Raw genomic sequence first — 24,996 nt, forward strand, 5'->3', positions numbered from 1 at the left:
CTCAATCTCTTGTTGTCGTGTTATCTCTTGTCGCGTTATCTTTTGCTGTCGCGTTGCCGATGCCGGACTTGACCTCGCCGACGCTCGAGGACACGCCGTCGATACCCTGGGTGCCGTCGTCTGGTACGTCGTCGTCCGCGTCGAGCATCGCTTTCGGCAGGTCGCCCAGCGCCTGTCTCACGGCGGCGCCATCTTCCAGCGCCAACAGCGAGGGGAGCCGGCTGGCCAGGGCGCCGGCGTCCAGCCGACGCAGCGCGGCCTTGACCGCGGCGATACGCCCGGGTTCGACGGAAAGCTCGTCGACGCCCATCGCCGCGAGCAAGGCTCCCGCCAGCGGGTCCCCCGCCGCCGCGCCACAGACAGCGACCGGGCATTGGCCCGCCGCCCCTTCGAGACACAGCGCGATGAGTCGCAACACCCCGGGATGGAGCACATCGTTGCGCAGCGCCAGCGACGCGACCTCGCGATCCATGGCCAGGGCGTACTGGGTCAGGTCGTTGGTACCGATGGAGAGAAAATCGGCTTCGCGAGCCAGACTGGCCGCACACAGCGCCGCGGTCGGCACCTCGATCATCGCCCCCAGCGCCGGCAGCCGCTCGATGCCCAGCTCCGTCGCCCGTGATACGAGTCGTTCCCGCACCCAGCGCAATTCGCCGACATCGGCCACCATCGGCACCATCAGCCGCAGCGTCGGCAGTCCATCTTCGCAAAGCGGCAGGCCGCGCCCCGCTTCGAGCAGCGCGTCGAGCTGAGTCTCGAAGAGATCGGGATGTGTCTGCCAGAGTCTGACGCCCCGCTCACCCAGCGCCGGGTTGGGCGTCGCCGATAGCGGGAGATAGGGAAGCTGCTTGTCGGCACCGATATCCAGCAACCGTACGACGACCGGTTTGCCACCCATCGCCTCGACGGCGGCGCGATACTCGGCCTGCTGCTCGGCCAGCGTGGGCGCAGCCTGCCGCTCCAGAAACAGGAATTCGCTGCGCATCAGCCCGGCGCCATCGGCGCCCGCCCCGGCAGCCTCCCGCGCTTCCATAGGGGAGGCGATATTCGCCGCGACATGAAGGCGCCGCCCGTCTCGGGTCGATACCGGGTCGAAGGCAGCCGCGCGCTCCGCTGACGCCTGCCGCCGCTGACCGGCCAGTTCGGCGTCGACCGCCGCCAGGCGGCTTTCGTCGGGCGCGAGCTCGAGCACGCCATGATGTCTGTCGCGACGGACATCCAGGCAGGCCTCGTCGCTGTCCGCTTCCAGCAGCGCCTCGCCCATTGCCACCAGGCATGGCAGACCCCGCGCTCGCGCCAGAATCGAGACGTGGGAGGTCAAACCGCCGGCTGCCAGACACAGTCCGGCAATCCGATCCGCCACCTCGACGAACTGCGAGGGCGTGAGCTCCCGTGCCGTCAGGATCGCGCCGTCGATTCCCGAAACGGTTGTCGCCGCCTCGGTCGCGAGAGGCTGCATGACCCGGCGCTGCAGGTCGCGCAGATCGTCGGCCCGCGCCGCCAGCAAGGGATTATCGCCGGTCTGCAGACGTTGGATCTCGCGCTCCAGCGCCAAGAACCAGGCCCGCCCGGCGCTGTGCCCGCTGGCGATTTCCGCCTCGGCCGCTGCGCGCAGATCGGGATCGTCCAGCCAGGCGCGGTGGGCTTCGAAGATTTCCGTCTCGTCTTCCCGGCCCCGCGCCCGGGCGACTTCCATCGCTCGAGCCAGCGAAGCGTCGGCATCGGCCACGGCCTGCGACAGCGCTTGGCGCTCCCGCTCGGGGTTCTCCCCTATGTCAGGCACATGCGGTAGCGCGACCGTGTAACGAACCAGCGGCCCCACCACCAGGCCGGCGCTCGCCGCCAGACCGGTCAGAACGCCTGGCGCGGACTCGATGGCAGCTGCCTGTGGTGCCCGTTGCTGCCCGCCAGGCCGTGCCTGAAGCGGCTCATTCTGGCCACCATCATCGGCGGCTTCGGGTGTTTCGAGCAGCGCCACCGCCGCCTCGACAGCGGCCTGCGCGCTCGCCCCTCGCGCCATGATCCGGACCCGATCCCCCCGAGCCAGCCCCAGGTTGAGCAGGGCGCTCAGGCTGGCAGCGCTGGCTTCCCCCACAGGGGGTTCGCCGACGCGGCTACCGCCAGCCCGTGACAGCGTCAGCTCGACCGCGTGCGTCTGGGCGATGGCTCGCAGCCGTGCCGCCGGACGGGCATGCAAGCCGCTGGCCGAAGTGATCGTTGCCTCGTCATGCGCGGTTTCCTCGCGCCCGGGCTCGTCGTGGCCTGCGCTTGCTGCCTCGACGGCTACCTGCCAGCGAAGAAGCGCTTCGCCCATCTCGACGACCGTTCCCGGCGTGACCAGCGCTTCCAGCTGGATCTCGGCGCCATTGGTCAGAACGATGGGGCTGACCAGCGCCGTGGCGCGCTGCGCCAGCCGGTCGGCGTCGAACCGGCACAGCGGATCACCGGCCGAGACGCGCTCGCCGGCCGAGACCAGCAGTTCGAACCCCTCGCCACCCAGATCGACGGTATCGAGCCCGATGTGCAGTAGCCATTCGTGGTTGCCATCGTCTCGCAGCGTGATCGCATGGGCGGTCCGGGCGCACTGGATGACCTCGCCGTTGCAGGGGGCATGCAACGTTTCCCCCAGCGGGTCGATCGCGATACCCGGCCCCATGACGCCTTCGCCAAAGACCGGGTCGGGTACTTCCGACAGCGGGACCACGACCCCGCGCATCGGGGCACCGAGAAACCGTAACGTGGATGACATGAAGACTCCCGACTTGTTGTTGTTTCGATTTCGATCCTGTTTCGATCCGGCACTCGCCGAACGCCCGGTATTGAGTTGCTACCCGAGACCAGCGAACCGCTGGCGATTCAGAGCGTGCGCGTCACCTTCTGCAGGTGGCGCGGCTGATCCGGGTCACCACCGCGTGCCACCGCCAGCTTCGCGGCCATCACGTAGAAGCTCTGGATCACCGATAGCGGCTGCAGATCGTCATGACCGGCGTCGATCAACGGCAGATGACGCTCGGCGACACTGTCATCGGCCGCCAGCAGCACCCTGGCGCCGATGCTCTCCAGCCATTTCGCCAACTCCAGCAGACCGGGCTGGTCCGGCCCCGGCGGGGCGAAGACCAGCACCGGATAGCCCGGCCCGATCAGCGCCATCGGCCCGTGGCGAACCTCGGCAGCACTGAACGGCTCGGCCTGGATGGCGCAGGTCTCCTTGAACTTGAGCGCCGCTTCCTGAGCGATGGCGAGCCCTACGCCGCGACCGATCACCAGCAGTTTGTCGACGCCGACCAGTGCATCTATCGCCGGCTGCCAGTCCTGTCGTGCTGCCGATTCGAGTCTCGACGGCAGCGCCTCCAGTGCCGACAGCAGCGCCTCGTCATCGGCCCAGGCGCCCACCAGATGCGCGCCGGCGGCAAGCGTGGCGAGATAGCTCTTGGTTGCCGCCACGCTCTTCTCGACTCCGGCATGCAGGGCGATTTCACGCTCGGAAGCCTGCCCTAGCGGCGAACCGGGCGTGTTGACCAGTGCCAGGCTACGCGCCCCGCCCACGGCCAGCGCCTTCTGTGTCGCGACCAGGTCGGGGCTGGCGCCGGACTGCGAAATGGCCACCGACAACTGCCCCTGAACACGCCATGGCGCATTGGCAACGGTCGTCAGAGAGGGCGGCACCGACGCCACCGGCAGCCCGAGATGCTTCATCCCGAGATAGCCGAAATAGGCAGCGGCATGGTCGGAACTGCCACGCGCCACCGTCAGCGCGCCATGCAGATCCGCCTCGCGCAGAATCTGGCCGAACTCGGCCAGCGTGCCAGCGTTGGCTTGCCATTGGGCTCGCAGGCATTCCGGGGCGCTCTGCGCCTCTTCCAGCATCAGTGACATCAGTGGCTCTCCCGCGGCGCGCCGGCCGCCCGTGTTGTCGTCTGTTCTCGTGACGTTGCCGATGCCTGGTGGGCGAGCTCGCCCCCGACATAGACGGCATCGATCTCGAGTCGAGCATTCATGACCACGACATCGGCACGGCAACCGATCTCGAGCCGGCCGATCTCGGTCTCGCCGAGGAAATCGGCGGGGTACTGCGACAGCCGCCGGCTGGCATCACCGAGATCGAGACCGATCTGGACCAGATTGCGCAGCGCCTGATCCATGGTCAGCGTGCTGCCGGCCAGCGTGCCGTCGGCCAGGCGCACGCCCCCCAGGCACTTGGTGACATGCTGCTCGCCGAGCCGATATTCCCCGTCGGGCATGCCGGCCGCGGCGGTGGAGTCGGTTACGCCATAGAGGTAAGGAATGCAGCGCAAGGCCGTCAGAATCGCCCCGGGATGGACGTGCAGCAGATCGGGAATGATCTCGGCGTAGTCGGCATGCGCCAGCGCCGCGCCGACCATTCCCGGTTTGCGATGATGCAGCCCGGTCATGGCATTGAAGAGATGAGTGAAACCCTGGGCGCCGTGAGCCAGCCCGGCCACGCCCTCTTCATAGCTGCCCAGGGTATGGCCCATTTGCACCCGCACCCCGCGCTCGCGCAGCTGGCGGATGAGCTCGGCATGGCCGGACAGCTCTGGTGCCAGCGTCAGCAGCCGGATCGGGGCGAGGGCCATCAGCGCCTCGACCTCCTCGATCACGCCGGGGTGGGCATACGGCGGCTGGGCTCCCAGCTTGCCGGGGTTGAGATAAGGCCCTTCGAGATGCACGCCCAGCAGTCGCGCTGCCTGAACCGGCGGCTCATCGATCCGCCGCGCGATATCCCGCAACGCTTGGCGGATATCGGATACCGGCGCGGTCATGGTGGTGACCAGCAGGCTTGTCGTCCCGAAGCGCACATGGGTTCGTGCCATGGTGGTGGCGGCATCGCCACCTTCCATGGCATCCGCCCCGCCGCCGCCGTGAACGTGCAGATCGACGAACCCCGGCAGCAGGCGCGGATGGTCGTTGGCGTCCGGATCGACCGCCTTCCCCTCGAGGTTGACGATTCGTCCGTCATGCCAGTCGAGCGTGCCGAGCCGCCACCCCTCCGGAGTCAGAATGTTGCCGTAAAGCATGTCGTCTCCTGCTCGAACGCTCTCACTGGGTCATTTCCTTCATTCATTTTCCTGGGCTGCCGTCATTGGGTGAGTTCCACCATGAAGTCGTAATAGTCGGTGCGACAATAAGTCACCGTCAGTTCGCCGGGCCGGCCGTCGGCGAGATAGCCGAGCCGGGTCATCATCAGCAGCGCCTGGGATGGCGCCACCTGAGCCAGTTGAGACAGCTCGGCATCGGCATTGACCGCCGACACGTGCTGCAAGGCCCGTACGATCGGCGTACCCAGGTCTTCGAGACGGCGATAGAGCGAATGGGTCACGCTCTCGGGATCCGACAGGACATGGCTCGGCAGACAGCTCTCCTCGACCGCGACGACCACGTCATCCGCCAGTCGCAGCCGCTTGAGCCGCGAGACCTGGTGGTCCGCGCTCAGCCCGAGGCGCAGGCTCTCCTCTACCGTTGGCGTGCCCAGGCACCGGCTCAACCAGCGCGAGCTGGGGCGGTGACCGCGCTGAACCAGCAGTTCGGTAAAGCTGGTCAATCGTGTCAGCGACTGATTCAGACGCGGGGCGATGAAAGTGCCGGAGCCGTGGGTCCGCTGAATCAGCCCCAGCGCCACCAGGCGATCCAGCGCCTTTCTGGCCGTGATGCGAGAGATATTGAGCGATTCCGCCAGCACTCGCTCCGAGGGCAGTGCCTCGCCGGTCTCCCAGTCGCCCGCTTCGATCGCCTCGACCAGTTGCTGGGCCAGCTGGCGATAGAGCGGAGTCGACTGGGCGGCGTCCAGTTTCAGCCGAGAAAGCGTGGGAGCCATGGCATTTTGGTTCCGGCGTCGCTGTGGTGGAGCTCGTAGTGGTGGAACTCGTAGTTAATACCACTTCAATACCACCAACATAACCAGTCGAATACCAATCTGCCAGTTCGGCCACTGCCGACATTGGTCGAATGCCACCGCCTGCCATACGGCCCGCCACGAGCAGCCGTCGACCACCGCATGATTGGCGTGCCCCACGCGGAATCCGTATAGTGTCGCTCTCGTCCACCGACCGATCCGATCCGATGCTGCAGAACAACTCTCTTCTGGCCCAGCTGAAGCAAGATATTCGCGCCAACACGCCGCGCGTTCAGGGCACCATCAAGGCGACAGACAAAGGCTTCGGTTTCCTCGAAGCCGAAGACGGCACCTCCTATTTCATCCCGCCACCCGCCATGAAGCAGGTTCTCCACGGCGATCGCATCGAAGCGATCATCAAGGAGAACGGCGACAAGAAGCAGGCCGACCCCGAGACGCTGCTCGAGGCATCGCTGGATCGCTTCGTCGCACGGGTGCAGAAGCGCGACGGCCGCCTGGCCGTGGTGCCGGACCACCCCTCGATCAATCTGTCGCTCAAGGCCCGTCTCAAGCGTTCGCTGGAAGAGTCCGACATCGCCGATGGCGACTGGGTCGTGGCGCGCCTGATCCGTCATCCGCTGCGCCCGGACGATCGCGCCTTCTTCACCCAGATCGACGAGCTGGTGGTCAAGAGCGAAGACCCGGCCGTGCCGTGGCGCGTCACTCTGGCACGTCATGCCCTGGAGCAGGAGTGCCCGCCGGCTGCCGACGCCTGGCCGCTGAAAGACGAAGGACTGACGCGCGAAGACCTCACCGCCGAGCCGTTCTTCACCATCGACGGCGAGAAGACGCGCGACATGGACGATGCGCTGCGCATCGAAACCACCGACGACGGCTGGGCGCTGACGGTCGCGATCGCCGATCCGACGGCCTACGTGGACGAATCTCACGCCGCGGACAAGGAAGCGCGCACGCGCGCCTTCACGGTCTACCTGCCGGGCCAGAACATCACCATGCTGCCGGAAGCGCTGGCCGACGACCTGTGCTCGCTGAAGCCGGACGTCGAGCGGCCGGTGCTGGCCTGCCGACTGCAGGTCGGTCGCGATGGCACCCTGGGCGAGTACCGCTTCTTCGCCGCGACGATTCGTTCCCAGGCTCGCCTGGTCTACGACAACGTTTCCGACTGGCTGGAAGAAAAGGCAGGCGCCGAGGCGCCGGCAGCCCCGATCGCCGAGCAGCTCAAGGCACTGGCCGAGCTCTCGCGCGCTCGTGCCGCCTGGCGCGAAGCCAACACGCTGGTGTTCAAGGACCGTCCCGACTACGTGTTCGACCTCGACGATGCCGGCAACGTGCTGGGCATCCGCGTCGAGGAGCGTCGCATTGCCCAGCGCATGATCGAAGAGGCGATGATCGTCGCCAATGCCTGCTGCGCCGATCTGCTGGCCAAGGAAGTGGGACACGGCATCTTCAACGTGCACCACGCCTTCGAACCGGAAAAGATCGATCAGGCGCTGGAGTTCTTGACCACCCAGGAGATCCCGGTAGAGCGCGAGCAGCTCGCCGAGCTCCCCCGCTATCGCGAGTTGCGCCGGGCGCTGGATCTTCGGGAAGACGCCTGGCTGGATGCGCGCCTGCGGCGCTTCCAGGGCTATACCAACATGTCGGCACGGCCGGGGCCGCATTTTGGCCTGGGGCTCGCCGCCTACGCCACCTGGACATCACCGATCCGCAAGTACGGCGACATGGTCAATCATCGCCTGATCAAGCGGGTACTGAAGGCCGAGGCAGCCCCGGCGGAAGCCAGCCAGCAGTTGACCGAACAATTGACCGAGCGCCGCCGACTGAACCGAATGGCCGAACGTGACGTCAAAGACTGGCTTTACGTGCGCTATCTGGCTACCGCCATCGAGCAAGGCGATGTATTCGATGCCGATATCATCGATATCCGCCGAGGCGGCATGCGGGTTCGCCTGACCGCCAACGGTGCCACCGCCTTCGTGCCGGCACCGTTGATTCACAGCGACCGCAACCAGGTCGTGATCGACGACAAGGAAGGCCGCATCCAGGTCGCTGGCGAGCCTCGCTACGCGCTCGGCGGCACCCTGCGCGTCAAGCTGGTCGAAGCCCGTGAAGCGACACGCTCGCTAGTGGCCACTCCCGCCGAGTGAGCGTGGTAATGGCTTGGCAGCGCTGGATATTATGGCGATGCCAAGCTACCACTATGGTGTGAACGCCCTGTGGCAGTAACCCGATATACTGCAATGTAGTCATCGCCATTCTCCGGAATGTGCTTTATCGACAGGAACGTTCTCGACAGGGAAGCCTTTTAGAGGAGCGGCTCGTTGCACATTGCCGACGTCACGATGTTCTATGCCCCCGCCAGCGGCGGGGTTCGTACTTACCTCGATGCCAAGCATCGGCGCCTTGCCAAGCGACCGGGCATTACCTGCAGTCTATTGATACCCGGATCCCAGCTCTTTACTCACAACGGCATTCATGAAGTTCCGTCACCGCCGTTGCCGTTCAGCCAGGGTTATCGATTTCCGCTTCGCCGTCGCGGCTGGGAGCGCGAGCTCGTTCGTCTGTCACCGGACATCATCGAAGCCGGCGATCCCTACGTGACCGGCTGGGCTGCCGTGCGGGCCGGACGCAAGCTCGATATCCCCGTCGTCGGGTTCTATCATTCCGACCTGCCGCGGTTGATCAGCAATCGCATGGGCAGCGGTATCGACAAGCTGGTGGAGCGTTATGTCTACCAGCTCTACCGGCGGTTCGACCAGGTGCTCGCGCCAAGCCGCGTGATGGCGGAGCGACTGACCCGTCTCGGCATCGAACAGGTCGCCATCCAGCCGCTGGGCGTCGACCTGGAGACATTCCATCCCAGTCGCCGGAACCCGGCGCTGCGCCAGCAGCTCGATCTCGACGACGGTACGAAACTGCTGATCTTCGTCGGTCGCGGCTCTCGCGAGAAGAACCTTCACGACCTGCTGGAAACCGCACGCCTGCTCGGCAAGGGCTATCACTTGCTGCTGGTCGGGCCGAGCATGCCTAGCCGTGTCCCCGACAACGTCAGCGTGATCGACCGTTACACCCCGACCGAGGAGGTCGCGAGCTGGCTGGCATCGAGCGATGCACTGGTCCATGCCGGCACCCAGGAAACGTTCGGCCTGGTCGCGCTGGAAGCGATGGCAAGCGGCATTCCCGTCGTCGCCGCGCGTGCGGGGGCGCTGGCCGAGAACGTGCCGCTGGGCTGTGGATTATTGAGCGAGCCGCATTCACCGGCCGACATGGCCCGCGCCGTGAAAGAGCTGTTTTCCAATCACGATGCCGCCCAAGCCGGCCGTCGCGCCCGACGGTACGTGGAAAACAATCACGACTGGGACATCGTCATCGACGGTCTGCTTTCCCACTATCGCCGACTGACCAGTGCCACCGAAGGCGCAGGAGAGGCCCAGCAGGGTTCCCAGCATGGATGATCGCCATTTTTCGCTGGTACTCCACGATATCGCCCCCGAGACCTGGCCGGACTATCGCGGATTCGTCGAGGCGATCGATCGTCTGGGCGAACGCCTGGGCCGGCGCATTCCCATCACCTGGCTGGTCGTGCCCAACTTCCACGGCCGTGGCGAATGTCGCGACAGCGACACCCTGCGCCGCGTGCTCGACACCCGTCTGGAACTGGGCGACGAGCTGACGTTGCATGGCTACTTCCATCGGGACGATGCCCCGGCGCCGCGCTCGCTGCGCGATTTCTACATGCGCAGGATCTACACCTGGGAAGGCGAGTTCTACACCCTGGATCGTGCTCGCGCTGGTGCCCTGCTCGATGAAGGCATGGCGCAGTTCGACGCCTGCGGCTGGCCTCACGGCGGCTTCGTGGCCCCGGCCTGGCTGATGAGCCAGGGCACCCGCGAGGCGCTGCAGGAGCGGCCATTCACCTATACCAGCGACCCGCAACGGCTCTATCGCCTGCCAGCCTTTTCCGCGCTGGAAGCGCCTAGCATCGTATGGAGCGCGCGCAGTGCGTGGCGGCGCGGCATGTCGAGAGTGGTCAGCGCCATTCAGTATCGCCGCTTTCAGCACGCCCAACTGTTACGCCTGGCGCTGCATCCGGTGGACATGCGCCATCGCCCTTCGTACGACTACTGGCTGCATTTCGTCGAACACCTGCTCCGACAGGGACGACAGCCGGTGACCAAGCAGGACTGGCTGGCCCATGAAGCTCCTGACCTCGCCCCCGGCAATCTCGCCAATCGGGCGAACAAGGATCGCCCCGCGGCATGAAGCGTATCCTGTGGCTACTGGCGCTGGGTCTGGTGGCGGCGCTGGCGATACCGATCCTGATCGGTGGGCGCGGCATCGTCACCGAACTGCGGGGCTTTCCTACCTCGCAACTGCTGATGATGCTGGGCATGATCTTCGTCTGCTGGAATCTCAACGCCCTACGTCTGAGGTTGTTGCTGGCGGGTCGCGCCGGGAAGCTGTCCCAGACCCGCGCCTTTTCGATCGTCATGGCCACCGAGTTTGCGATCTGCGCCACACCGGGTGGTACCGGAGGGCCACTGACTCTGCTCGGCCTGCTGGCCCGACGAGGCATTCGGCCGGCCCAGGCCTCCGCCATTTTCGCCGTCGATCAACTGACCGACCTGCTGTTCTTCCTGTCCGGCCTGGTAGGTGTCGCCATTTATGTACTGATCGAGGCGGTCGATCTCAAGCTCGGCTGGCTGGTGGGGCTGCCCACCTTGCTACTGGTCTCGGCATTGGTGCTGCTGTGGCTCACGCTCAACAACTACGCCCGCGTCATGCACGTCACCGGTCGCTGGCTGGCCAGGCTCAACGTCAAGCGGCGCTCACGCTTCGGCTTCGCCCGCCGGTTGCTGCACTTTCGCAACTCCCTGATGGAAACCCTGCGTCTGCCGCGCTGGCTGCTGCTGGGCGTCTTCCTGCTCTGCTGCGCGCACTGGCTGATCCGTTACAGCATTCTCTATCTGGTCGTTCAGGGGCTGGGGCAGCATATCGACTGGGCGTGGACTTTCCTGGTCCAGATGGTATCGATGGCCGCAGGTCAGCTGAGCTTCCTGCCGGGTGGCGCGGGCGGCGCCGAGCTGACATCGTCCGCGCTGCTGACGCCACTGATCGGCGCGCAGAGTGCCGCTGCTGCCGTACTGATCTGGCGTTTCGTCACCTACTATTTCTATCTGCTGGCCGGATTTCCGATATTCATCGCCACCGCCGGCAAGGCGTTCCTGCGGATGATGAACAAGCGCAAAGCCTCCGATAAGCGCTGATACCGATATATCAAGCGCTGATACCGATACATCAAGCGCTGATACCGACACATCGCATAACGCAGTTCACGGAGCACGCAAATGCAATCGCCCCGTCAGGCAGGCCTGACGGGGCGATGACAGAGACGTATTGTCTCGAGCGGTCAGCTCACGGCTTACCAGCCAGTAGCCGCCTTCAGTGCATCACCGATTTCGGCGAGCGAACGTACGGTCTTGACGCCAGCGTCTTCCAGCGCAGCGAACTTTTCGTCCGCAGTGCCTTTACCACCGGAGATGATCGCACCGGCGTGACCCATGCGCTTGCCCGGAGGCGCGGTAACGCCCGCAATGTAGGAAACTACCGGCTTGGAGACGTTGGCCTTGATGTAGGCCGCGGCTTCTTCTTCGGCGGTGCCGCCGATCTCGCCGATCATGACGATCGCTTCGGTCTGCGGATCCTTCTCGAACATCTCGAGGATGTCGATGAAGTTGGAGCCCGGGATCGGGTCGCCGCCGATGCCCACGCAGGTGGACTGGCCGAAGCCGTGATCGGTGGTCTGCTTGACCGCTTCATAGGTCAGCGTGCCCGAACGCGACACGATACCGACGCGGCCCGGCTTGTGGATATGACCCGGCATGATGCCGATCTTGCACTCGCCCGGCGTGATCACGCCCGGGCAGTTCGGGCCGATCAGGCGAACGCCCAGCTCGTCGCACTTGACCTTGACGTCCAGCATGTCGAGCGTCGGGATGCCTTCGGTGATGCAGACGATCAGCTTGATGCCGGCATTCGCGGCTTCGAGGATCGAATCCTTGCAGAACGGAGCCGGCACATAGATGACGGAGGCTTCCGCACCGGTCTTCTCGACCGCTTCCTTGACGGTGTTGAACACCGGCAGGCCCAGATGCTCCTGGCCGCCCTTGCCCGGCGTGACGCCACCCACCATGTTGGTGCCGTAGGCAATCGCCTGCTCGGAGTGGAAGGTCCCCTGGCCGCCAGTGAAGCCCTGGCAGATGACCTTGGTGTTCTTGTCGATCAAGATACTCATTACTTGCCCTCCGCCGCTTTGACGACCTGCTGAGCCGCGTCAGTCAGGCTGGTAGCAGCGATGATGTTGAGTCCGCTGGAAGCCAGTTTCTCGGCACCCAGCTCGGCGTTGTTACCTTCCAGGCGCACCACTACCGGCACGTTGACGCCAACCTGCTCGACGGCACCGATGATACCTTCCGCGATCATGTCGCAACGCACGATACCGCCGAAGATGTTGACCAGAACGGCCTTGACGTTGGTATCGGAGAGGATGATCTTGAACGCTTCCGCCACACGCTCCTTGGTCGCGCCGCCGCCAACGTCGAGGAAGTTGGCCGGGCTGCCGCCGTTGAGGTTGACGATATCCATGGTGCCCATGGCCAGGCCAGCGCCGTTGACCATGCAGCCGATGTTACCGTCGAGCGCAACGTAGTTGAGCTCCCACTCCTGGGCATGCGCTTCGCGCTCGTCTTCCTGCGACGGATCACGCATCGCCTGCAGGTCGGGGTGACGATACAGGGCGTTGGCGTCGAGGTTGATCTTGGCGTCGAGGCAGTGGAGGTTGCCTTCGTCGGTGATCACCAGCGGGTTGATCTCCAGCAGCGCCAGATCCTTGTCGTGGAACAGCTTGGAGAGACCCAGGAAGATCTTGGTGAACTGCTTGATCTGGTCCTTGTTCAGGCCCAGCTGGAAAGCCAGTTCACGCGCCTGATACGGCTGTGCGCCGACCAGCGGATCGATTTCGGCCTTGAGGATCTTCTCGGGGGTTTCCTCGGCGACTTTCTCGATCTCGACACCGCCTTCGGTGGAGGCCATGAAGACGACACGACGCGTGGCGCGATCGACGACGGCGCCCAGATACAGCTCGCTGGCGATATCGGTGCAGTTCTCGACCAGGATCTTGGCAACCGGCTGACCTTTCTCGTCGGTCTGATAGGTCACCAGATTCTTGCCCAGCCACTGCTCGGCGAACGCCTTGGCGGCTTCCGGGCTATCGACCAGCTTGACGCCACCAGCCTTGCCGCGGCCGCCCGCGTGAACCTGTGCCTTGACGACCCACTTGTCGCCACCGATTTTCTTGCAGGCCTGTGCGGCTTCATCCGGCGTGTCGACGGCGAAACCCTTGGACACTGGAAGACCGTAATCGGCAAACAGCTGTTTGCCCTGATACTCGTGAAGGTTCATCGATTCATGCCATTAGGTTGCATGTGACTCGAATGGCAACGAGCCGAGACATCGGCTCGTTGCCCCCGTGCCATTCCGACAGGGAATGGCACCTAGTGCAGGAAACGCGAAAGGAAAGACTTACTTGCGCTTCTTGCGGTTGGCCATGTGAATGGCGTGTCCATCGACGGCCAGCGCCGCCTCGTGCACGGCTTCCGACAGGGTCGGGTGCGCGAAGCAGGTCAGCGCCAGATCTTCGGCACTGGAGCCGAATTCCATGGCGATCACGCCCTGGGCGATCAACTCGCCGGCGTGCTGACCCAGAATATGGACACCGAGAACGCGGTCGGTTTCGGCATCGGCGATTACCTTGACCATGCCTTCCGGCGCGTTGTTGGCGAGCGCGCGACCACTGGCCGAGAACGGGAAGGCACCGGTCTTGACCTCGATACCCTGCTCCTTGGCCTGCTGCTCGTTGATACCCACCCATGCCACTTCCGGGGCAGTGTAGATGACGCTGGGGATGGCATCGTAATTCATCTCCGGCTTCTGCCCGGCGATGATGTCCGCCACCATGACGCCCTCTTCGGACGCCTTGTGGGCCAGCATCGGACCACGGACCACGTCACCGATGGCGTAGACGCCGGAGACGTTGGTACGGCACTGGTCATCGACGAAGATGAAGCCACGCTCGTCGAGCTTGATACCGGCAGCGTCATCGAGCAGATTTTCGGTGTAAGGCTTGCGCCCGACACAGACGATCAGCTTGTCGAAGGTCTGCTCCTGCTCGCCTTCGCTGTCGGTGTACTTGACCACGACTTCGCGGGACTTGCCCTTGCCCTTGATCTCGGAGCCGGTCACCCGCGCGCCCATCTTGATGTCCAGACCCTGCTTCTTGAACAGCTTCTGGGCATCCTTGGCGATCGCCTGATCGACCATCGGCAGGAACGTATCCAGCGCTTCGAGCACGGTGACTTCACTACCCAGGCGATTCCACACGCTGCCCAGTTCGAGGCCGATGACACCGGCGCCGATGACACCCAGACGCTTGGGTGCTTCGGTGAACTCCAGCGCACCGGCTGAGTCGACGATGACATCGTCGGTCATCGGTGCCGGCGGAATGTTCACCGGCACCGAACCGGAGGCGATGATGACATTCTCGGCCTCGTAGGTTTCGGTCTTGCCGTCGTGGCCGGTCACTTCGACCTTCTTCCCGTCGAGCAGCTTGCCGGTGCCTTCCAGCGCGGTGACGCCGTTCGATTTGAACAGCATGCTGATACCGCCGGTATTCTTGGCGATGACGCTGTTCTTGAACTCCAGCATCTTCTTCACGTCGGTGGAAATGTCACCGACGTTGATGCCGATCTCGGCGTAATGGTCGCGAGTCTCGACGAACTTGTGCGAGGTCTCCAGCAACGCCTTGGAGGGGATACAACCCACGTTCAAACAGGTACCACCGTGGACCGTCTTGCCTTCCTTGTTGACCCACTTCTCGACGCAGGCCGTCTTGAGACCCAGCTGAGCGGCGTGGATCGCGGCGACGTAGCCTCCAGGGCCCGCGCCAATGACGATCACATCGAATTTATCGGCCATGAGATATTTCCTGTTCGCTTCGTTTGCCATTCGCCGGGCGAACCCGGCGAATCGAAAGTCCGGTGTTTAGAGATCGAATACGCTCAGATGTCCAGCAGCAGGCGCGCCGGATCTTCCAGCAGCGACTTGATCGCCACCAGGAACTGGACCGCATCCTTGCCATCGATCATGCGGTGATCGTAGGAAACGGCGAGGTACATCATCGGGCGAATCTCGACCTTGCCATTCACCGCCATCGGACGCTCCTGGATCTTGTGCATACCCAGGATCGCGGTCTGCGGCGGATTCAGGATCGGGGTGGACATCAGCGAGCCGAAGATACCGCCGTTGGTGATGGTGAAGGTACCGCCCTGCATGTCCTCGATGCCGAGCTTGCCTTCACGACCCCGCTTGCCGAAGTCGCCGATCGCCTTCTCGACGTCGGCCAGCTTCATGCTGTCGGTATCACGCAGCACCGGCACGACCAGGCCACGCGGCGTGGAAACGGCGACGCCGATATCCTGATAACCGTGGTAGACGATGTCGGTACCGTCGATGGAGGCGTTGACGTCCGGGAAGCGCTTGAGCGCTTCGGTCGCCGCCTTGACGAAGAAGCCCATGAAACCGAGCTTGACGTCGTGCGCCTTGAGGAAGGTGTCCTTGTACTGGCTGCGCAGCGCCATGACCGCACTCATGTCCACCTCGTTGTAGGTGGTCAGCATGGCGGCGGTCTGCTGAGCCTGCACCAGGCGCTTGGCGATGGTCTGACGCAGGCGGCTCATCGGTACGCGCTGTTCGGGACGCTCGCCCTCGACCGCCGGAGCGGCAGCGGCCTTGGGTGCTGCAGCGGCCGGCTTGGCGGATTTCTTCGCCGAACCGTCCTTGATCGCCTTCTGGACGTCTTCCTTCAGAACGCGACCGCCTTTGCCGGTGCCCTCGATCCTGCTCACGTCGAGATCGTTTTCCGCGGCGAGTTTGCGTGCCGCCGGTGCCAGAATCTTGTCGCCAACCTTGGTATCTTCTTCACCATCGGCAGCGGACGCCTGATCCTGGTCGCCAGCGGATTCGGCGGAAGCGCCGCTGTCGCCACCAGAGCCTTCGCCGCCTGCGCCTTCGGAGAAGGTCGCCAGCAGAGCCTCGGACTCGACGACTTCGCCTTCCTGAACCTTGATTTCGGAAAGCGCGCCGTCAGCCGGAGCGACCACTTCCAGCACGACCTTGTCGGTCTCGATTTCGGCCAGCACTTCGTCACGCTTGACCGCTTCGCCGACCTTCTTGTTCCAGCTGGCGACGGTGCCTTCCTGTACGGATTCCGGGAAGCTCGGCGCTTTGACCTCAAAGCTCTTGCCGGCGGCAGCGGGCTTGGCAGCCGCTTTCTCTTCACCGCCCGACTTCTGCTCACCGCCTGATTTTTCTTCGCTCTTGGCCTCGCTCTTGCTACCTTCGGAGGCAGCACCGAGGACGCCCAGCACCTGCTCGGACTCGCAGGTATCGCCTTCTTCGATCTTGATCTCGGAGAGCGTGCCGGCCTCGGGCGCCACCACTTCGAGGACGACCTTGTCGGTTTCGATCTCGACGATCAACTCATCGCGCTCGACGCTATCGCCCACTTTCTTGTGCCATGTGGCGACCGTTCCCTCGGCAACGGATTCGGGAAAACTCGGCGCTTTGATATCAGTAGCCATGTCGTATCCTTAGTCTCTTTTCTCTCGCGCCTGTCTCAGCGGCAAGGCGCCTTACGCGTTGAAAGCGTCGTCGACCAGTTGGCTCTGTTGTGCCACGTGGACAGACATATAGCCTGCGGCTGGCGCGGCGGATGCCGGACGACCAGCAAACTTGAGGCTGTGATCCAACCCTTCGCGCACCATGCTCGCCACCAGGCGCAGATGATGCTGGCTCTGATACCAGGCGCCCTGGTTGAGCGGCTCTTCCTGACACCAGACGACCTGCTCCAAATTCGGATAGGTCTTGAGCGCTTCCAACAGCTCGTCCTTGGGGAACGGGTAGAGCTGCTCGACACGGATGATTGCCGTGTCGTCACGCTCGTTTTCAGAACGATAGGTCGCCAGGTCGTAGTAGACCTTGCCCGAGCAGAGGACGGCTCGCTTGACCTGCTGGGGATCCCGTTCGCCAACGTCGGGGATGACCATCTGGAAACGGCCTTCGGCCAGCTCTTCCATGGTCGAAGTCGCGTCCTTGTGGCGCAGCAGGCTCTTCGGCGACAACACCACCAGCGGCTTGCGCAGCGGACGGATGACCTGGCGGCGCAGCAAGTGGAAGATCTGGGCCGGCGTGGTCGGTACGCAGACCTGCATGTTGTGCTCGGCGCACAGCTGCAGGAAACGCTCCAGACGCGCCGAGGAATGCTCAGGGCCCTGGCCTTCGTATCCATGCGGCAACAGCAGCGTCAGTCCGCACAGACGCGCCCATTTCGACTCGCCCGAGGAGATGAACTGGTCGACCACGACCTGCGCACCGTTGAAGAAGTCACCGAACTGGGCTTCCCAGATGATCAACGAGTTGGGCGCAGTCGTCGCATAGCCGTATTCGAACGCCAGCACGGCCTCTTCCGAAAGGAAGGAGTCATAGATGGCAAACGAGGGCTGATCGTCCTTGATGTGCTGAAGCGGAACATAAGTCGAGGCGTCGGCCTGGTTATGCACCACGGCATGACGGTGGGAGAACGTCCCGCGGCCGGTATCCTGCCCGGTCAGGCGGACCGGATGACCGGCATCGACCAGGGTGGCGTAAGCCAGCGTTTCGGCAAAGCCCCAGTTGAGCGGCTGGTTGCCGGCCAGCATCTTGCGCCGCTCTTCATAGACTCGCGCCACCTGCCGCTGCACGTCGATCCCGTTGGGAATCTCGCTCATCTTCTGCGCCAGTTGCGTCAGATGTTCGAGATCACAGCTGGTATCGGTGTCGCCGCTCCACTCGTGGCCGAGATACGGCGTCCAGTCGACGAACAAGCCCGTATTGGGCTGCTTGACCAGGGCATTGGCAACGTGATTGCCGGCCATCAGGTCGTCGCGATACTGCTCGCCCATCTGCTTGGCCTGATCCTCGGTCAGCACGCCTTCCTTGATCAGCTGCTCCACGTACAGGGTACGCGTCGACTTGTGCGACTTGATCTTGGCGTACATCAGCGGCTGCGTACCGGAAGGTTCGTCGGCCTCGTTGTGTCCCCGGCGACGGTAGCAGACCAGATCGATGACGACATCGCGCTGGAACTCCTTGCGATAGTCGACGGCGACCCGGGTCGCATGCAACACCGCTTCCGGATCGTCACCATTGACGTGGAAGATCGGCGCCTGAACCATCTTGGCGATATCGGTGCAATACTCGGTGGAACGCGCGTCATCGGCGCGAGACGTCGTGAAACCGACCTGATTGTTGATCACGATGTGCAGCGTGCCGCCGGTCTTGTAACCGCGGGTCTGCGACATCTGGAAGGTTTCCATCACCACGCCCTGACCGGCGAAGGCGGCATCGCCATGCACCACGACCGGCAAGACCTGCTTGCCTTCGACGTCCTGGCGGCGATCCTGACGAGCGCGAACGGACCCTTCCACCACCGGCGAAACGATTTCCAGATGCGACGGGTTGAACGCCAGCGCCAGGTGGACCTCGCCTCCGGGCGTCATCACGTTGGAGCTGAAGCCCTGGTGATATTTGACGTCGCCCGACCCTTGCTCGATCTGCTTCTTGCCGTCGAACTCGTCGATCAGTTCCGACGGGCTCTTGCCAAGGATATTGACCAGCAGGTTGAGACGGCCGCGGTGGGCCATGCCGATCACCACTTCCTTGACGCCGTAGTTGCCGCTGCGCTGGATTACCTCGTCCATCATCGGAATGAAGGATTCGCCACCCTCCAGGCCGAAACGCTTGGTGCCGGGATACTTGGAAGCAAGATAGCTTTCCAGCCCTTCGGCGGCGGTCAGGCGCTCGAGCAGATGCTCCCGTTCGCTCTGGCTGTACTTCGGCTTGGAACGCACCGACTCGAAGCGCTGCTGCAGCCAACGCTTCTCTTCGGTGTTGACGATGTGCATGAACTCACAGCCGATCGAGCGGCAGTAGGTCTGCTCCAGCGCCTCGACGATCTCCTTGAGCGGCGCCTCTTCCTTGCCCAGGAAGAACGAACCGGTCTGGAACTCGGTGTTCATGTCGGCCTGGGTCAGGTCATGGAAAGAGAAATCGAGGTCGGGGACCGTATCGGGCTTGCGCAAACCGAGCGGATCGATATTGGCACGCTGATGGCCACGGAACCGATAGGCATTGATCAGTTGAAGAACCTTGACCTGCTTACGGTTTTCGCTGCTGCCGGTGGCGGCCGATACGGTGGGACGACGCTCGCGCGCCAGCTGGTAGAACTGTTCCCGAATGGGGCTGAGAGGAACGTCTTGGGAGGGAGTGCCTTCCAGGCGCGGCAACTGATCAAACGCTTGGCGCCATTCATCGGGGACAGTCGCGGGGTCATTCAGATACTGCTCGTAGAGCGCTTCCACATAGTGGGCGTTGCCGCCGCTCATATGGGAAGTGCGCCACATCAACTCCATTATGCCTTCTTGCATCTCTCGTTCACCCTACACTGATGGGGTGTTGTCGGCGCCGGTCGCAGCTGCGCGCCTCGGCGTCACTCCGGAACCGTCGCGAGACGGCCAACGACCATGCCAATTCAAGGCGTCGTCATGATCGTTAAAAGCCGGTGCGCGAGGCACCGGCCAATATCTTGAGCTAAATCGGCTGCGACAACGCGTCGCAGCCAATAGCGTGGCAACATGATAACAAGCCAAGCGCTACGATTTAAGTCGTAGATGCCGCCCCTGACCATCAAGTCGCGTTGGACAGCAGCATTTCACGGATTTTTCCGATCGCCCGAGTCGGATTCAGCCCCTTGGGACAAACCGCGACACAGTTCATGATGCCGCGACACCGGAACAGGCTGAACGGATCTTCCAGTTCGGCCAGGCGGGCCTGCGTCGCGTTGTCGCGAGAGTCCGCCAGGAAACGGTAGGCCTGCAAGAGACCGGCCGGGCCGACGAACTTGTCCGGGTTCCACCAGAACGACGGGCAGGAGGTCGAGCAGCAGGCACACAGAATGCACTCGTACAGACCGTCCAGCTTGTCACGCTCTTCCGGGGACTGCAGACGCTCGATCGCCGGCGCTGCCGTATCGTTCTGCAGATACGGCTGCATACGCTCGTACTGCTTGTAGAACAGCCCCATGTCGACCACCAGGTCACGCATGACAGGCAGGCCAGGCAGCGGCCGCAGCACCAGCTTGTTGTCCTTGACCACGGACGACAGCGGCGTGATGCACGCCAGGCCGTTGGTGCCGTTCATGTTCATCCCGTCAGAGCCGCAAACGCCCTCGCGGCAGCTGCGACGAAACGCCATCGAGCTATCCTGATCCTTGATCATGGTCAGGATGTTGAGAACCATCAGATCGCGGCCCTGGGTATCGATCTGGAACTCCTGCATGTACGGTGCGGAGTCGGTCTCAGGGTTGTAGCGATAAACGGAAACCTGAAGACTGGACATCGGTGACAACCCTCTTAATAGGTACGGACTTTCGGCTCGAAGGTGTCGACCGTCTTGGGCGTGAAGTTGACTTCACGCTTGGTCACGGTCTTCTCGCCCGGATTGAAGAGCGAGTGCTTGAGCCAGTTGACGTCATCGCGATCCGGATAATCGTAGCGAGAGTGAGCCCCACGGCTCTCCTTGCGTTCCAGCGCAGCGATGGCGGTGGCTTCGGCCACTTCCAGTAGATTGTCTAGCTCGAGCGCCTCGACACGCGCCGTGTTGAAGACGTCGGACTTGTCGCCCAGATGCGCCTGCCCGATACGCTCGCGCAGCTCCGCCAGTTTCTTGACGCCTTCCTGCATGTTGTCTTCCTGGCGGAAGACACCGAATGCGTTCTGCATCGTGTTCTGCAGCTCGGCCTTGAGCTCGGAAACCGACTCGCCGCCACTGGACTCGTTCCAGCGCGCCAGGCGGCTCGTGGCACGCTCGACATCCGATGCGGAAGCCTCGAGATACTCGATGCCTTCGCTGAGCGCCTTGTCGATGTAGATGCCGGCGGCACGACCGAACACCACCAGATCGAGCAGCGAGTTACCGCCCAGGCGATTGGCGCCGTGAACCGAGACGCAAGCAGCTTCACCGCAGGCAAACAGACCATTGATGATCTGATCGTTGCCATTGCCATCCTGCATGATGGCCTGCCCATGCACGTTGGTGGGAATACCTCCCATCATGTAGTGGCAGGTCGGCGTGACCGGAATCGGCTCCTTGACCGGATCCACGTGCGCGAAGGTCTTGGAGAGCTCGACGATCCCCGGCAGGCGCTTCATCAACACCTCTTCGCCCAGGTGGTCGAGCTTCAGCATGACGTGATCGCCATTCTCGCCGCAACCACGGCCTTCCAGCACTTCCATGACCATGGAGCGCGCCACGACGTCACGTCCGGCGAGATCCTTGGCATTGGGCGCGTAACGCTCCATGAAGCGCTCGCCGTCCTTGTTGATCAGGTAACCACCTTCACCGCGGCAACCTTCCGTGACCAACGTCCCCGCACCGTAGATACCGGTGGGGTGGAACTGCCACATTTCCATGTCCTGCATCGGGAAGCCAGCGCGCAGTGCCATGCCGATGCCATCGCCGGTGTTGATCAGCGCGTTGGTGGTGGAGGCGAAGATACGCCCCGCCCCGCCGGTCGCCAGAACCGTCGCCTTGGATTTGACGTGCACGACTTCGCCGGTTTCGATGCACAGCGCAATACAACCGACCACGTCGCCGTTGGCGTTCTTCACCAGATCGATGGCATACCACTCGTCCAGGAAGACGGTGTTGTTTTTCAGATTGTTCTGATACAACGTGTGCAGCAGCGCATGGCCGGTACGGTCTGCAGCCGCGCAGGTACGCGCTGCCTGGCCACCCTTGCCGAAGTCCTTGGACTGACCACCGAAAGGACGCTGGTAGATACGGCCATTGTCGAAGCGTGAAAACGGCAGCCCCATGTGCTCGAGTTCGAAGACCGCCTTGGGGCCCTCGGAACACAGGTACTCCGCGGCGTCCTGGTCTGCGATGTAGTCGCCACCCTTGACGGTGTCGTACATGTGCCAGCGCCAATCGTCGTTGGGATCGGCCGAGGCAATGGCACAGGTAATACCGCCCTGTGCGGACACCGTGTGCGAACGGGTCGGAAAGACCTTGGACAGCACGGCAGTCTTCTTGCCGGATTTGGCCAGCTCGAGCGCCGCTCGCAGGCCGGAACCGCCACCACCGATGATGATGGCGTCGAATGTCAGGTTACGCATGGTAGACATGAATCAGGCTCCCCAGAGGACTTGAACGCCCCACACCAGAAAAACGAAGATGGCGAGAATCACGATGGCCTGGAAGCCGAAGCGAACACCGGTGTGTTTGAGATAGTCGGTGGAAACCGTCCACAGACCGACCCAAGCGTGAGCGGCCATGGAAATGAAGGCCAGCAAGGAAAAGATACGCATCCAGGTCTGGGCGAACAGGCCACTCCAGGTGGCGTAGTCCAGATTGGGATGGAACAGCAGGTAGGCCACGACGAACAGCGTATAAAGCGCCAGAACGATGGCGGACACGCGCTGAATGAGCCAGTCCGACAGCCCGCTGCGACCGAGATTCGTAATATTGGTTACCATACCCAGACTCCCGCCAGAACCACCAGGACAGCACTGATCACGACCGTGATTTGCGCCTTGCGATTGCCACCTTCAAGATCGACACCGTAACCGGTGTCCATGAGCAGGTGCTTGATTCCCGCCACGAAGTGAAAGCCGAGTGCCGACAGCAGGCCCCAGGCGATCAGTTTCGCCAACACGTTATTCGCCAGCGCGTCGCGTACTGATTCGAACCCCTCGGGAGAGGACAGCGAAGCATCCAGTGCCCAGAAGCCGAAGATCAGCCCGACGAACAAGATGACGCCGGTAATGCGATGTGCGATGGAGGTGAGTGCGGGAAGTGGAAAATGGATGGTGGATAGGTCGAGGTTTACTGGACGTTTGCTATTCACGGCTCTTAAACACTCTCTTAACCCTGACGGGTTGTGCCCGTTCAGGGGCGGTGGTTTTTAGAAGCAGGATCACGGTCGCGGAAGCAGTTCCGATGCGGCCCAAACCGGCTGACGATGCCATATCGTGCGGTAGCAGATTATAGGGTTTGGGCAACCGTATGACAAATCGCTCCGGCATCCAAAGACGGAAGAAATGCGTCAGAACCGCGCCAGCACGGCCTTCGGGTTGTCGACATTTGGCTCAAATTCTTTCGTTACTGTCAGCCTGCCCCACTCAATTGGTATGATAGTGGCTAGATTGGCAGAACAACGAGCTCCCTTCGCACAAGCCCGCCCCCTCCGCCACCTTGCAACTCGGCAACAGCGCCGAAGCCACGGCACCAGGGAGGCCCAGGCGAATTGACAATCCCCCGCGGAAATCTATAGTGGGCGAACTATTTTTCGCCCGCACGGCAGTAAAGACAAAGGCTTATGTCACGATAAAGGAGGCCATGATGGCTGACAGAAAAGCGAAATTATCGGTCGATGGTGTCGACAATGCCATTGAGCTACCGGTATACCCCGGTACCATTGGCCCCGACGTCATCGATGTCCGCGGCCTGACCGCAGAAGGCCTGTTTACCTACGACCCTGGCTTCGTTGCTACTGCCTCGTGCGAATCCGGCATCACTTACATCGATGGTGCCGCCGGCACGCTGCTCCATCGTGGCTACCCCATCGAACAGCTGGCCGAAAGCTCCAACTATGTAGAGCTCTGCTATCTGCTGATGTTCGGCGAGCTGCCCTCTCCCGAAGAGTACGAGACGTTCAGAAGCACGATTGCCCGCCATACCATGGTTCACGAGCAGATCGTCAACTTCTACAAGGGCTTCCGGCGTGATGCGCATCCGATGGCCGTCCTCTGTGGCGTCGTCGGCGGGTTGGCAGCTTTCTATCACGATAATCTCGACATCACGCAGGCCGATCAGCGCCACGTCAGTGCCATTCGCCTGATAGCCAAGATGCCGACCCTGGCGGCGATGTGCCACAAGTACAATATCGGCCAGCCATTCATGTACCCGCGTAATGACCTCAATTACTCGGAAAACTTCCTGTACATGATGTTCGGCAATCCGTGCGAGAACTACGAGGTCAATCCGGTCATCGCCAAGGCGATGGATCGTATCTTCATGCTGCACGCCGATCACGAGCAGAACGCTTCGACCTCCACCGTACGCCTGGCAGGCTCCACCGGCGCCAATCCTTTCGCCTGCATCAGTGCCGGCATCGCTGCACTCTGGGGGCCGGCGCACGGCGGCGCCAACGAGGCGGTCCTGGCCATGCTGGACGAGATCGGCGACGACTCCGAAGAAAACATCCAGCGCTTCATCGACAAGGCCAAGGACAAGGAGGATCCGTTCAAGCTGATGGGCTTCGGTCATCGGGTCTACCGCAACTTCGACCCTCGCGCCAAAGTGATGAAGGAGACCTGCGACGAGGTGCTGGGCGAGCTGGGGATCGGCGACGACCCGCAACTGCAGATCGCCAAGCGCCTGGAGCAGATCGCTCTGGAAGACGAATACTTCATCGAGCGCAAGCTCTACCCCAACGTAGACTTCTATTCCGGCATCATTCTCAAGGCCATCGGCATTCCGACCAACATGTTCACCGTCATCTTCGCGATGGCACGAACCGTCGGCTGGATCTCTCACTGGAACGAGATGATCACCAACGGCTATCGAATCAGCCGGCCTCGCCAGCTCTATACCGGCTATGACAAGCGCGATTACCCCAAGAAATAACGCCTGACCCGATCCAGCGCCGGAACGCAAGCCGCCGACTTCTGTCGGCGGCTTTTTTGTGCCTGCCCAGCGGCACAAAAGATTTCCACACTTCCTGTGGATAACCCTGTTCAAAACCCTTCGATAATGTCACGAAACCGCCTTCAGAAGCGCCCTGGCAGCAGATTGACTAAATTTTAATCAAATATAACTTACTGATTTCAATGAGAAAAATCTACATCCACGTATTTTCAGCAAGTTAGCATTGGTGCCAGCAAGCGAGGAACAAACAGTGGAAAAGTTTG

General features: G+C 62.7%; 18 protein-coding genes. 5 read left to right on the forward strand and 13 right to left on the reverse strand.

What is annotated here, in order from left to right; translation table 11 throughout:
• Nucleotide 1: 1 nt before the first annotated feature.
• From R5R73_RS13085 to R5R73_RS13100, 4 genes are all read right to left on the reverse strand, one after another.
• Nucleotides 2-2,749, reverse strand: a complete 2,748-nt coding sequence (locus tag R5R73_RS13085; RefSeq protein WP_322527745.1) for a glucose PTS transporter subunit IIA — start codon at nt 2,747-2,749, stop codon at nt 2-4.
• Nucleotides 2,750-2,856: 107 nt separating this feature from the next.
• Complete coding sequence (locus R5R73_RS13090) at nt 2,857-3,876, reverse strand: SIS domain-containing protein (RefSeq protein WP_322527746.1); 1,020 nt, start codon at nt 3,874-3,876, stop codon at nt 2,857-2,859.
• Nucleotides 3,876-5,036 (reverse strand): N-acetylglucosamine-6-phosphate deacetylase, encoded by a 1,161-nt coding sequence (gene nagA, locus R5R73_RS13095; protein WP_110634738.1) that lies wholly within the window; start codon nt 5,034-5,036, stop codon nt 3,876-3,878. The genes R5R73_RS13090 and nagA overlap by 1 nt, the downstream gene beginning before the upstream one ends.
• 62 nt (nt 5,037-5,098) lie before the next feature.
• The gene (locus tag R5R73_RS13100) at nt 5,099-5,833 is read right to left on the reverse strand and encodes a GntR family transcriptional regulator (protein WP_322527747.1); all 735 of its coding nucleotides are present in this window, start codon (nt 5,831-5,833) and stop codon (nt 5,099-5,101) included.
• A 245-nt stretch (nt 5,834-6,078) separates the two neighbouring features.
• Between R5R73_RS13100 and R5R73_RS13105 the strand changes: the two genes are divergently transcribed.
• The 4 genes from R5R73_RS13105 (at nt 6,079) to R5R73_RS13120 (ending at nt 11,139) form a co-directional block, all read left to right on the forward strand.
• Entirely contained in the window at nt 6,079-8,019 is a 1,941-nt protein-coding gene (locus R5R73_RS13105; protein WP_322527748.1) for an exoribonuclease II, read from the forward strand.
• Nucleotides 8,020-8,193: 174 nt separating this feature from the next.
• Nucleotides 8,194-9,327, forward strand: a complete 1,134-nt coding sequence (locus R5R73_RS13110) for a glycosyltransferase family 4 protein (RefSeq protein WP_071233210.1) — start codon at nt 8,194-8,196, stop codon at nt 9,325-9,327.
• The gene (locus tag R5R73_RS13115) at nt 9,320-10,135 is read left to right on the forward strand and encodes a polysaccharide deacetylase family protein (protein ID WP_322527749.1); all 816 of its coding nucleotides are present in this window, start codon (nt 9,320-9,322) and stop codon (nt 10,133-10,135) included. Before R5R73_RS13110 ends, R5R73_RS13115 begins: the two co-directional genes overlap by 8 nt.
• On the forward strand, nt 10,132-11,139 hold the full coding sequence (locus tag R5R73_RS13120; RefSeq protein ID WP_087719536.1) for a lysylphosphatidylglycerol synthase transmembrane domain-containing protein: 1,008 nt from the start codon (nt 10,132-10,134) through the stop codon (nt 11,137-11,139). The genes R5R73_RS13115 and R5R73_RS13120 overlap by 4 nt, the downstream gene beginning before the upstream one ends.
• Before the next feature lie 155 nt (nt 11,140-11,294).
• Here the strand turns inward: R5R73_RS13120 and sucD are convergent, their stop codons facing one another.
• From sucD to sdhC, 9 genes are all read right to left on the reverse strand, one after another.
• A complete protein-coding gene (sucD, locus tag R5R73_RS13125; RefSeq protein ID WP_322527750.1) occupies nt 11,295-12,167 on the reverse strand; it encodes a succinate--CoA ligase subunit alpha in 873 nt (290 codons plus the stop codon).
• The gene (sucC, locus tag R5R73_RS13130) at nt 12,167-13,333 is read right to left on the reverse strand and encodes an ADP-forming succinate--CoA ligase subunit beta (protein ID WP_071233214.1); all 1,167 of its coding nucleotides are present in this window, start codon (nt 13,331-13,333) and stop codon (nt 12,167-12,169) included. Before sucC ends, sucD begins: the two co-directional genes overlap by 1 nt.
• A gap of 120 nt (nt 13,334-13,453) precedes the next feature.
• Nucleotides 13,454-14,905, reverse strand: coding sequence for a dihydrolipoyl dehydrogenase (gene lpdA, locus R5R73_RS13135; RefSeq protein WP_087719534.1), 1,452 nt, complete (start codon nt 14,903-14,905; stop codon nt 13,454-13,456).
• 83 nt (nt 14,906-14,988) lie between these two features.
• A complete protein-coding gene (gene odhB / locus R5R73_RS13140) occupies nt 14,989-16,569 on the reverse strand; it encodes a 2-oxoglutarate dehydrogenase complex dihydrolipoyllysine-residue succinyltransferase (RefSeq protein WP_087719533.1) in 1,581 nt (526 codons plus the stop codon).
• A gap of 51 nt (nt 16,570-16,620) precedes the next feature.
• Entirely contained in the window at nt 16,621-19,452 is a 2,832-nt protein-coding gene (locus R5R73_RS13145) for a 2-oxoglutarate dehydrogenase E1 component (protein ID WP_276232815.1), read from the reverse strand.
• A 259-nt stretch (nt 19,453-19,711) separates the two neighbouring features.
• A complete protein-coding gene (locus R5R73_RS13150; protein ID WP_071233218.1) occupies nt 19,712-20,422 on the reverse strand; it encodes a succinate dehydrogenase iron-sulfur subunit in 711 nt (236 codons plus the stop codon).
• Nucleotides 20,423-20,436: 14 nt separating this feature from the next.
• Nucleotides 20,437-22,209 (reverse strand): succinate dehydrogenase flavoprotein subunit, encoded by a 1,773-nt coding sequence (gene sdhA, locus R5R73_RS13155; protein ID WP_071233219.1) that lies wholly within the window; start codon nt 22,207-22,209, stop codon nt 20,437-20,439.
• A 3-nt stretch (nt 22,210-22,212) separates the two neighbouring features.
• A complete protein-coding gene (gene sdhD, locus R5R73_RS13160) occupies nt 22,213-22,560 on the reverse strand; it encodes a succinate dehydrogenase, hydrophobic membrane anchor protein (protein ID WP_303855205.1) in 348 nt (115 codons plus the stop codon).
• Complete coding sequence (sdhC, locus tag R5R73_RS13165; RefSeq protein ID WP_075569934.1) at nt 22,554-22,931, reverse strand: succinate dehydrogenase, cytochrome b556 subunit; 378 nt, start codon at nt 22,929-22,931, stop codon at nt 22,554-22,556. Before sdhC ends, sdhD begins: the two co-directional genes overlap by 7 nt.
• 494 nt (nt 22,932-23,425) lie before the next feature.
• Between sdhC and gltA the strand changes: the two genes are divergently transcribed.
• Nucleotides 23,426-24,712: a citrate synthase gene (gene gltA / locus R5R73_RS13170; RefSeq protein WP_110634719.1), complete on the forward strand. Its 1,287-nt coding sequence runs from the start codon at nt 23,426-23,428 to the stop codon at nt 24,710-24,712.
• Nucleotides 24,713-24,996 lie beyond the last annotated feature (284 nt).

The organism is Salinicola sp. LHM (genome assembly GCF_034479735.1).
GTDB lineage: Bacteria > Pseudomonadota > Gammaproteobacteria > Pseudomonadales > Halomonadaceae > Salinicola > Salinicola salarius.

What these genes read in the sequence shown, in the direction of transcription:
- R5R73_RS13085 (WP_322527745.1), bottom strand. Translation starts at nt 2,749, where the DNA reads ATGTCATCCACGTTACGGTTTCTCGGTGCCCCGATGCGCGGGGTCGTG.
- R5R73_RS13090 (WP_322527746.1), bottom strand. Translation starts at nt 3,876, where the DNA reads ATGTCACTGATGCTGGAAGAGGCGCAGAGCGCCCCGGAATGCCTGCGA.
- nagA (WP_110634738.1), bottom strand. Translation starts at nt 5,036, where the DNA reads ATGCTTTACGGCAACATTCTGACTCCGGAGGGGTGGCGGCTCGGCACG.
- R5R73_RS13100 (WP_322527747.1), bottom strand. Translation starts at nt 5,833, where the DNA reads ATGGCTCCCACGCTTTCTCGGCTGAAACTGGACGCCGCCCAGTCGACT.
- R5R73_RS13105 (WP_322527748.1), top strand. Translation starts at nt 6,079, where the DNA reads ATGCTGCAGAACAACTCTCTTCTGGCCCAGCTGAAGCAAGATATTCGC.
- R5R73_RS13115 (WP_322527749.1), top strand. Translation starts at nt 9,320, where the DNA reads ATGGATGATCGCCATTTTTCGCTGGTACTCCACGATATCGCCCCCGAG.
- R5R73_RS13120 (WP_087719536.1), top strand. Translation starts at nt 10,132, where the DNA reads ATGAAGCGTATCCTGTGGCTACTGGCGCTGGGTCTGGTGGCGGCGCTG.
- sucD (WP_322527750.1), bottom strand. Translation starts at nt 12,167, where the DNA reads ATGAGTATCTTGATCGACAAGAACACCAAGGTCATCTGCCAGGGCTTC.
- sucC (WP_071233214.1), bottom strand. Translation starts at nt 13,333, where the DNA reads ATGAACCTTCACGAGTATCAGGGCAAACAGCTGTTTGCCGATTACGGT.
- lpdA (WP_087719534.1), bottom strand. Translation starts at nt 14,905, where the DNA reads ATGGCCGATAAATTCGATGTGATCGTCATTGGCGCGGGCCCTGGAGGC.
- odhB (WP_087719533.1), bottom strand. Translation starts at nt 16,569, where the DNA reads ATGGCTACTGATATCAAAGCGCCGAGTTTTCCCGAATCCGTTGCCGAG.
- R5R73_RS13145 (WP_276232815.1), bottom strand. Translation starts at nt 19,452, where the DNA reads ATGCAAGAAGGCATAATGGAGTTGATGTGGCGCACTTCCCATATGAGC.
- R5R73_RS13150 (WP_071233218.1), bottom strand. Translation starts at nt 20,422, where the DNA reads ATGTCCAGTCTTCAGGTTTCCGTTTATCGCTACAACCCTGAGACCGAC.
- sdhA (WP_071233219.1), bottom strand. Translation starts at nt 22,209, where the DNA reads ATGTCTACCATGCGTAACCTGACATTCGACGCCATCATCATCGGTGGT.
- sdhD (WP_303855205.1), bottom strand. Translation starts at nt 22,560, where the DNA reads ATGGTAACCAATATTACGAATCTCGGTCGCAGCGGGCTGTCGGACTGG.
- gltA (WP_110634719.1), top strand. Translation starts at nt 23,426, where the DNA reads ATGGCTGACAGAAAAGCGAAATTATCGGTCGATGGTGTCGACAATGCC.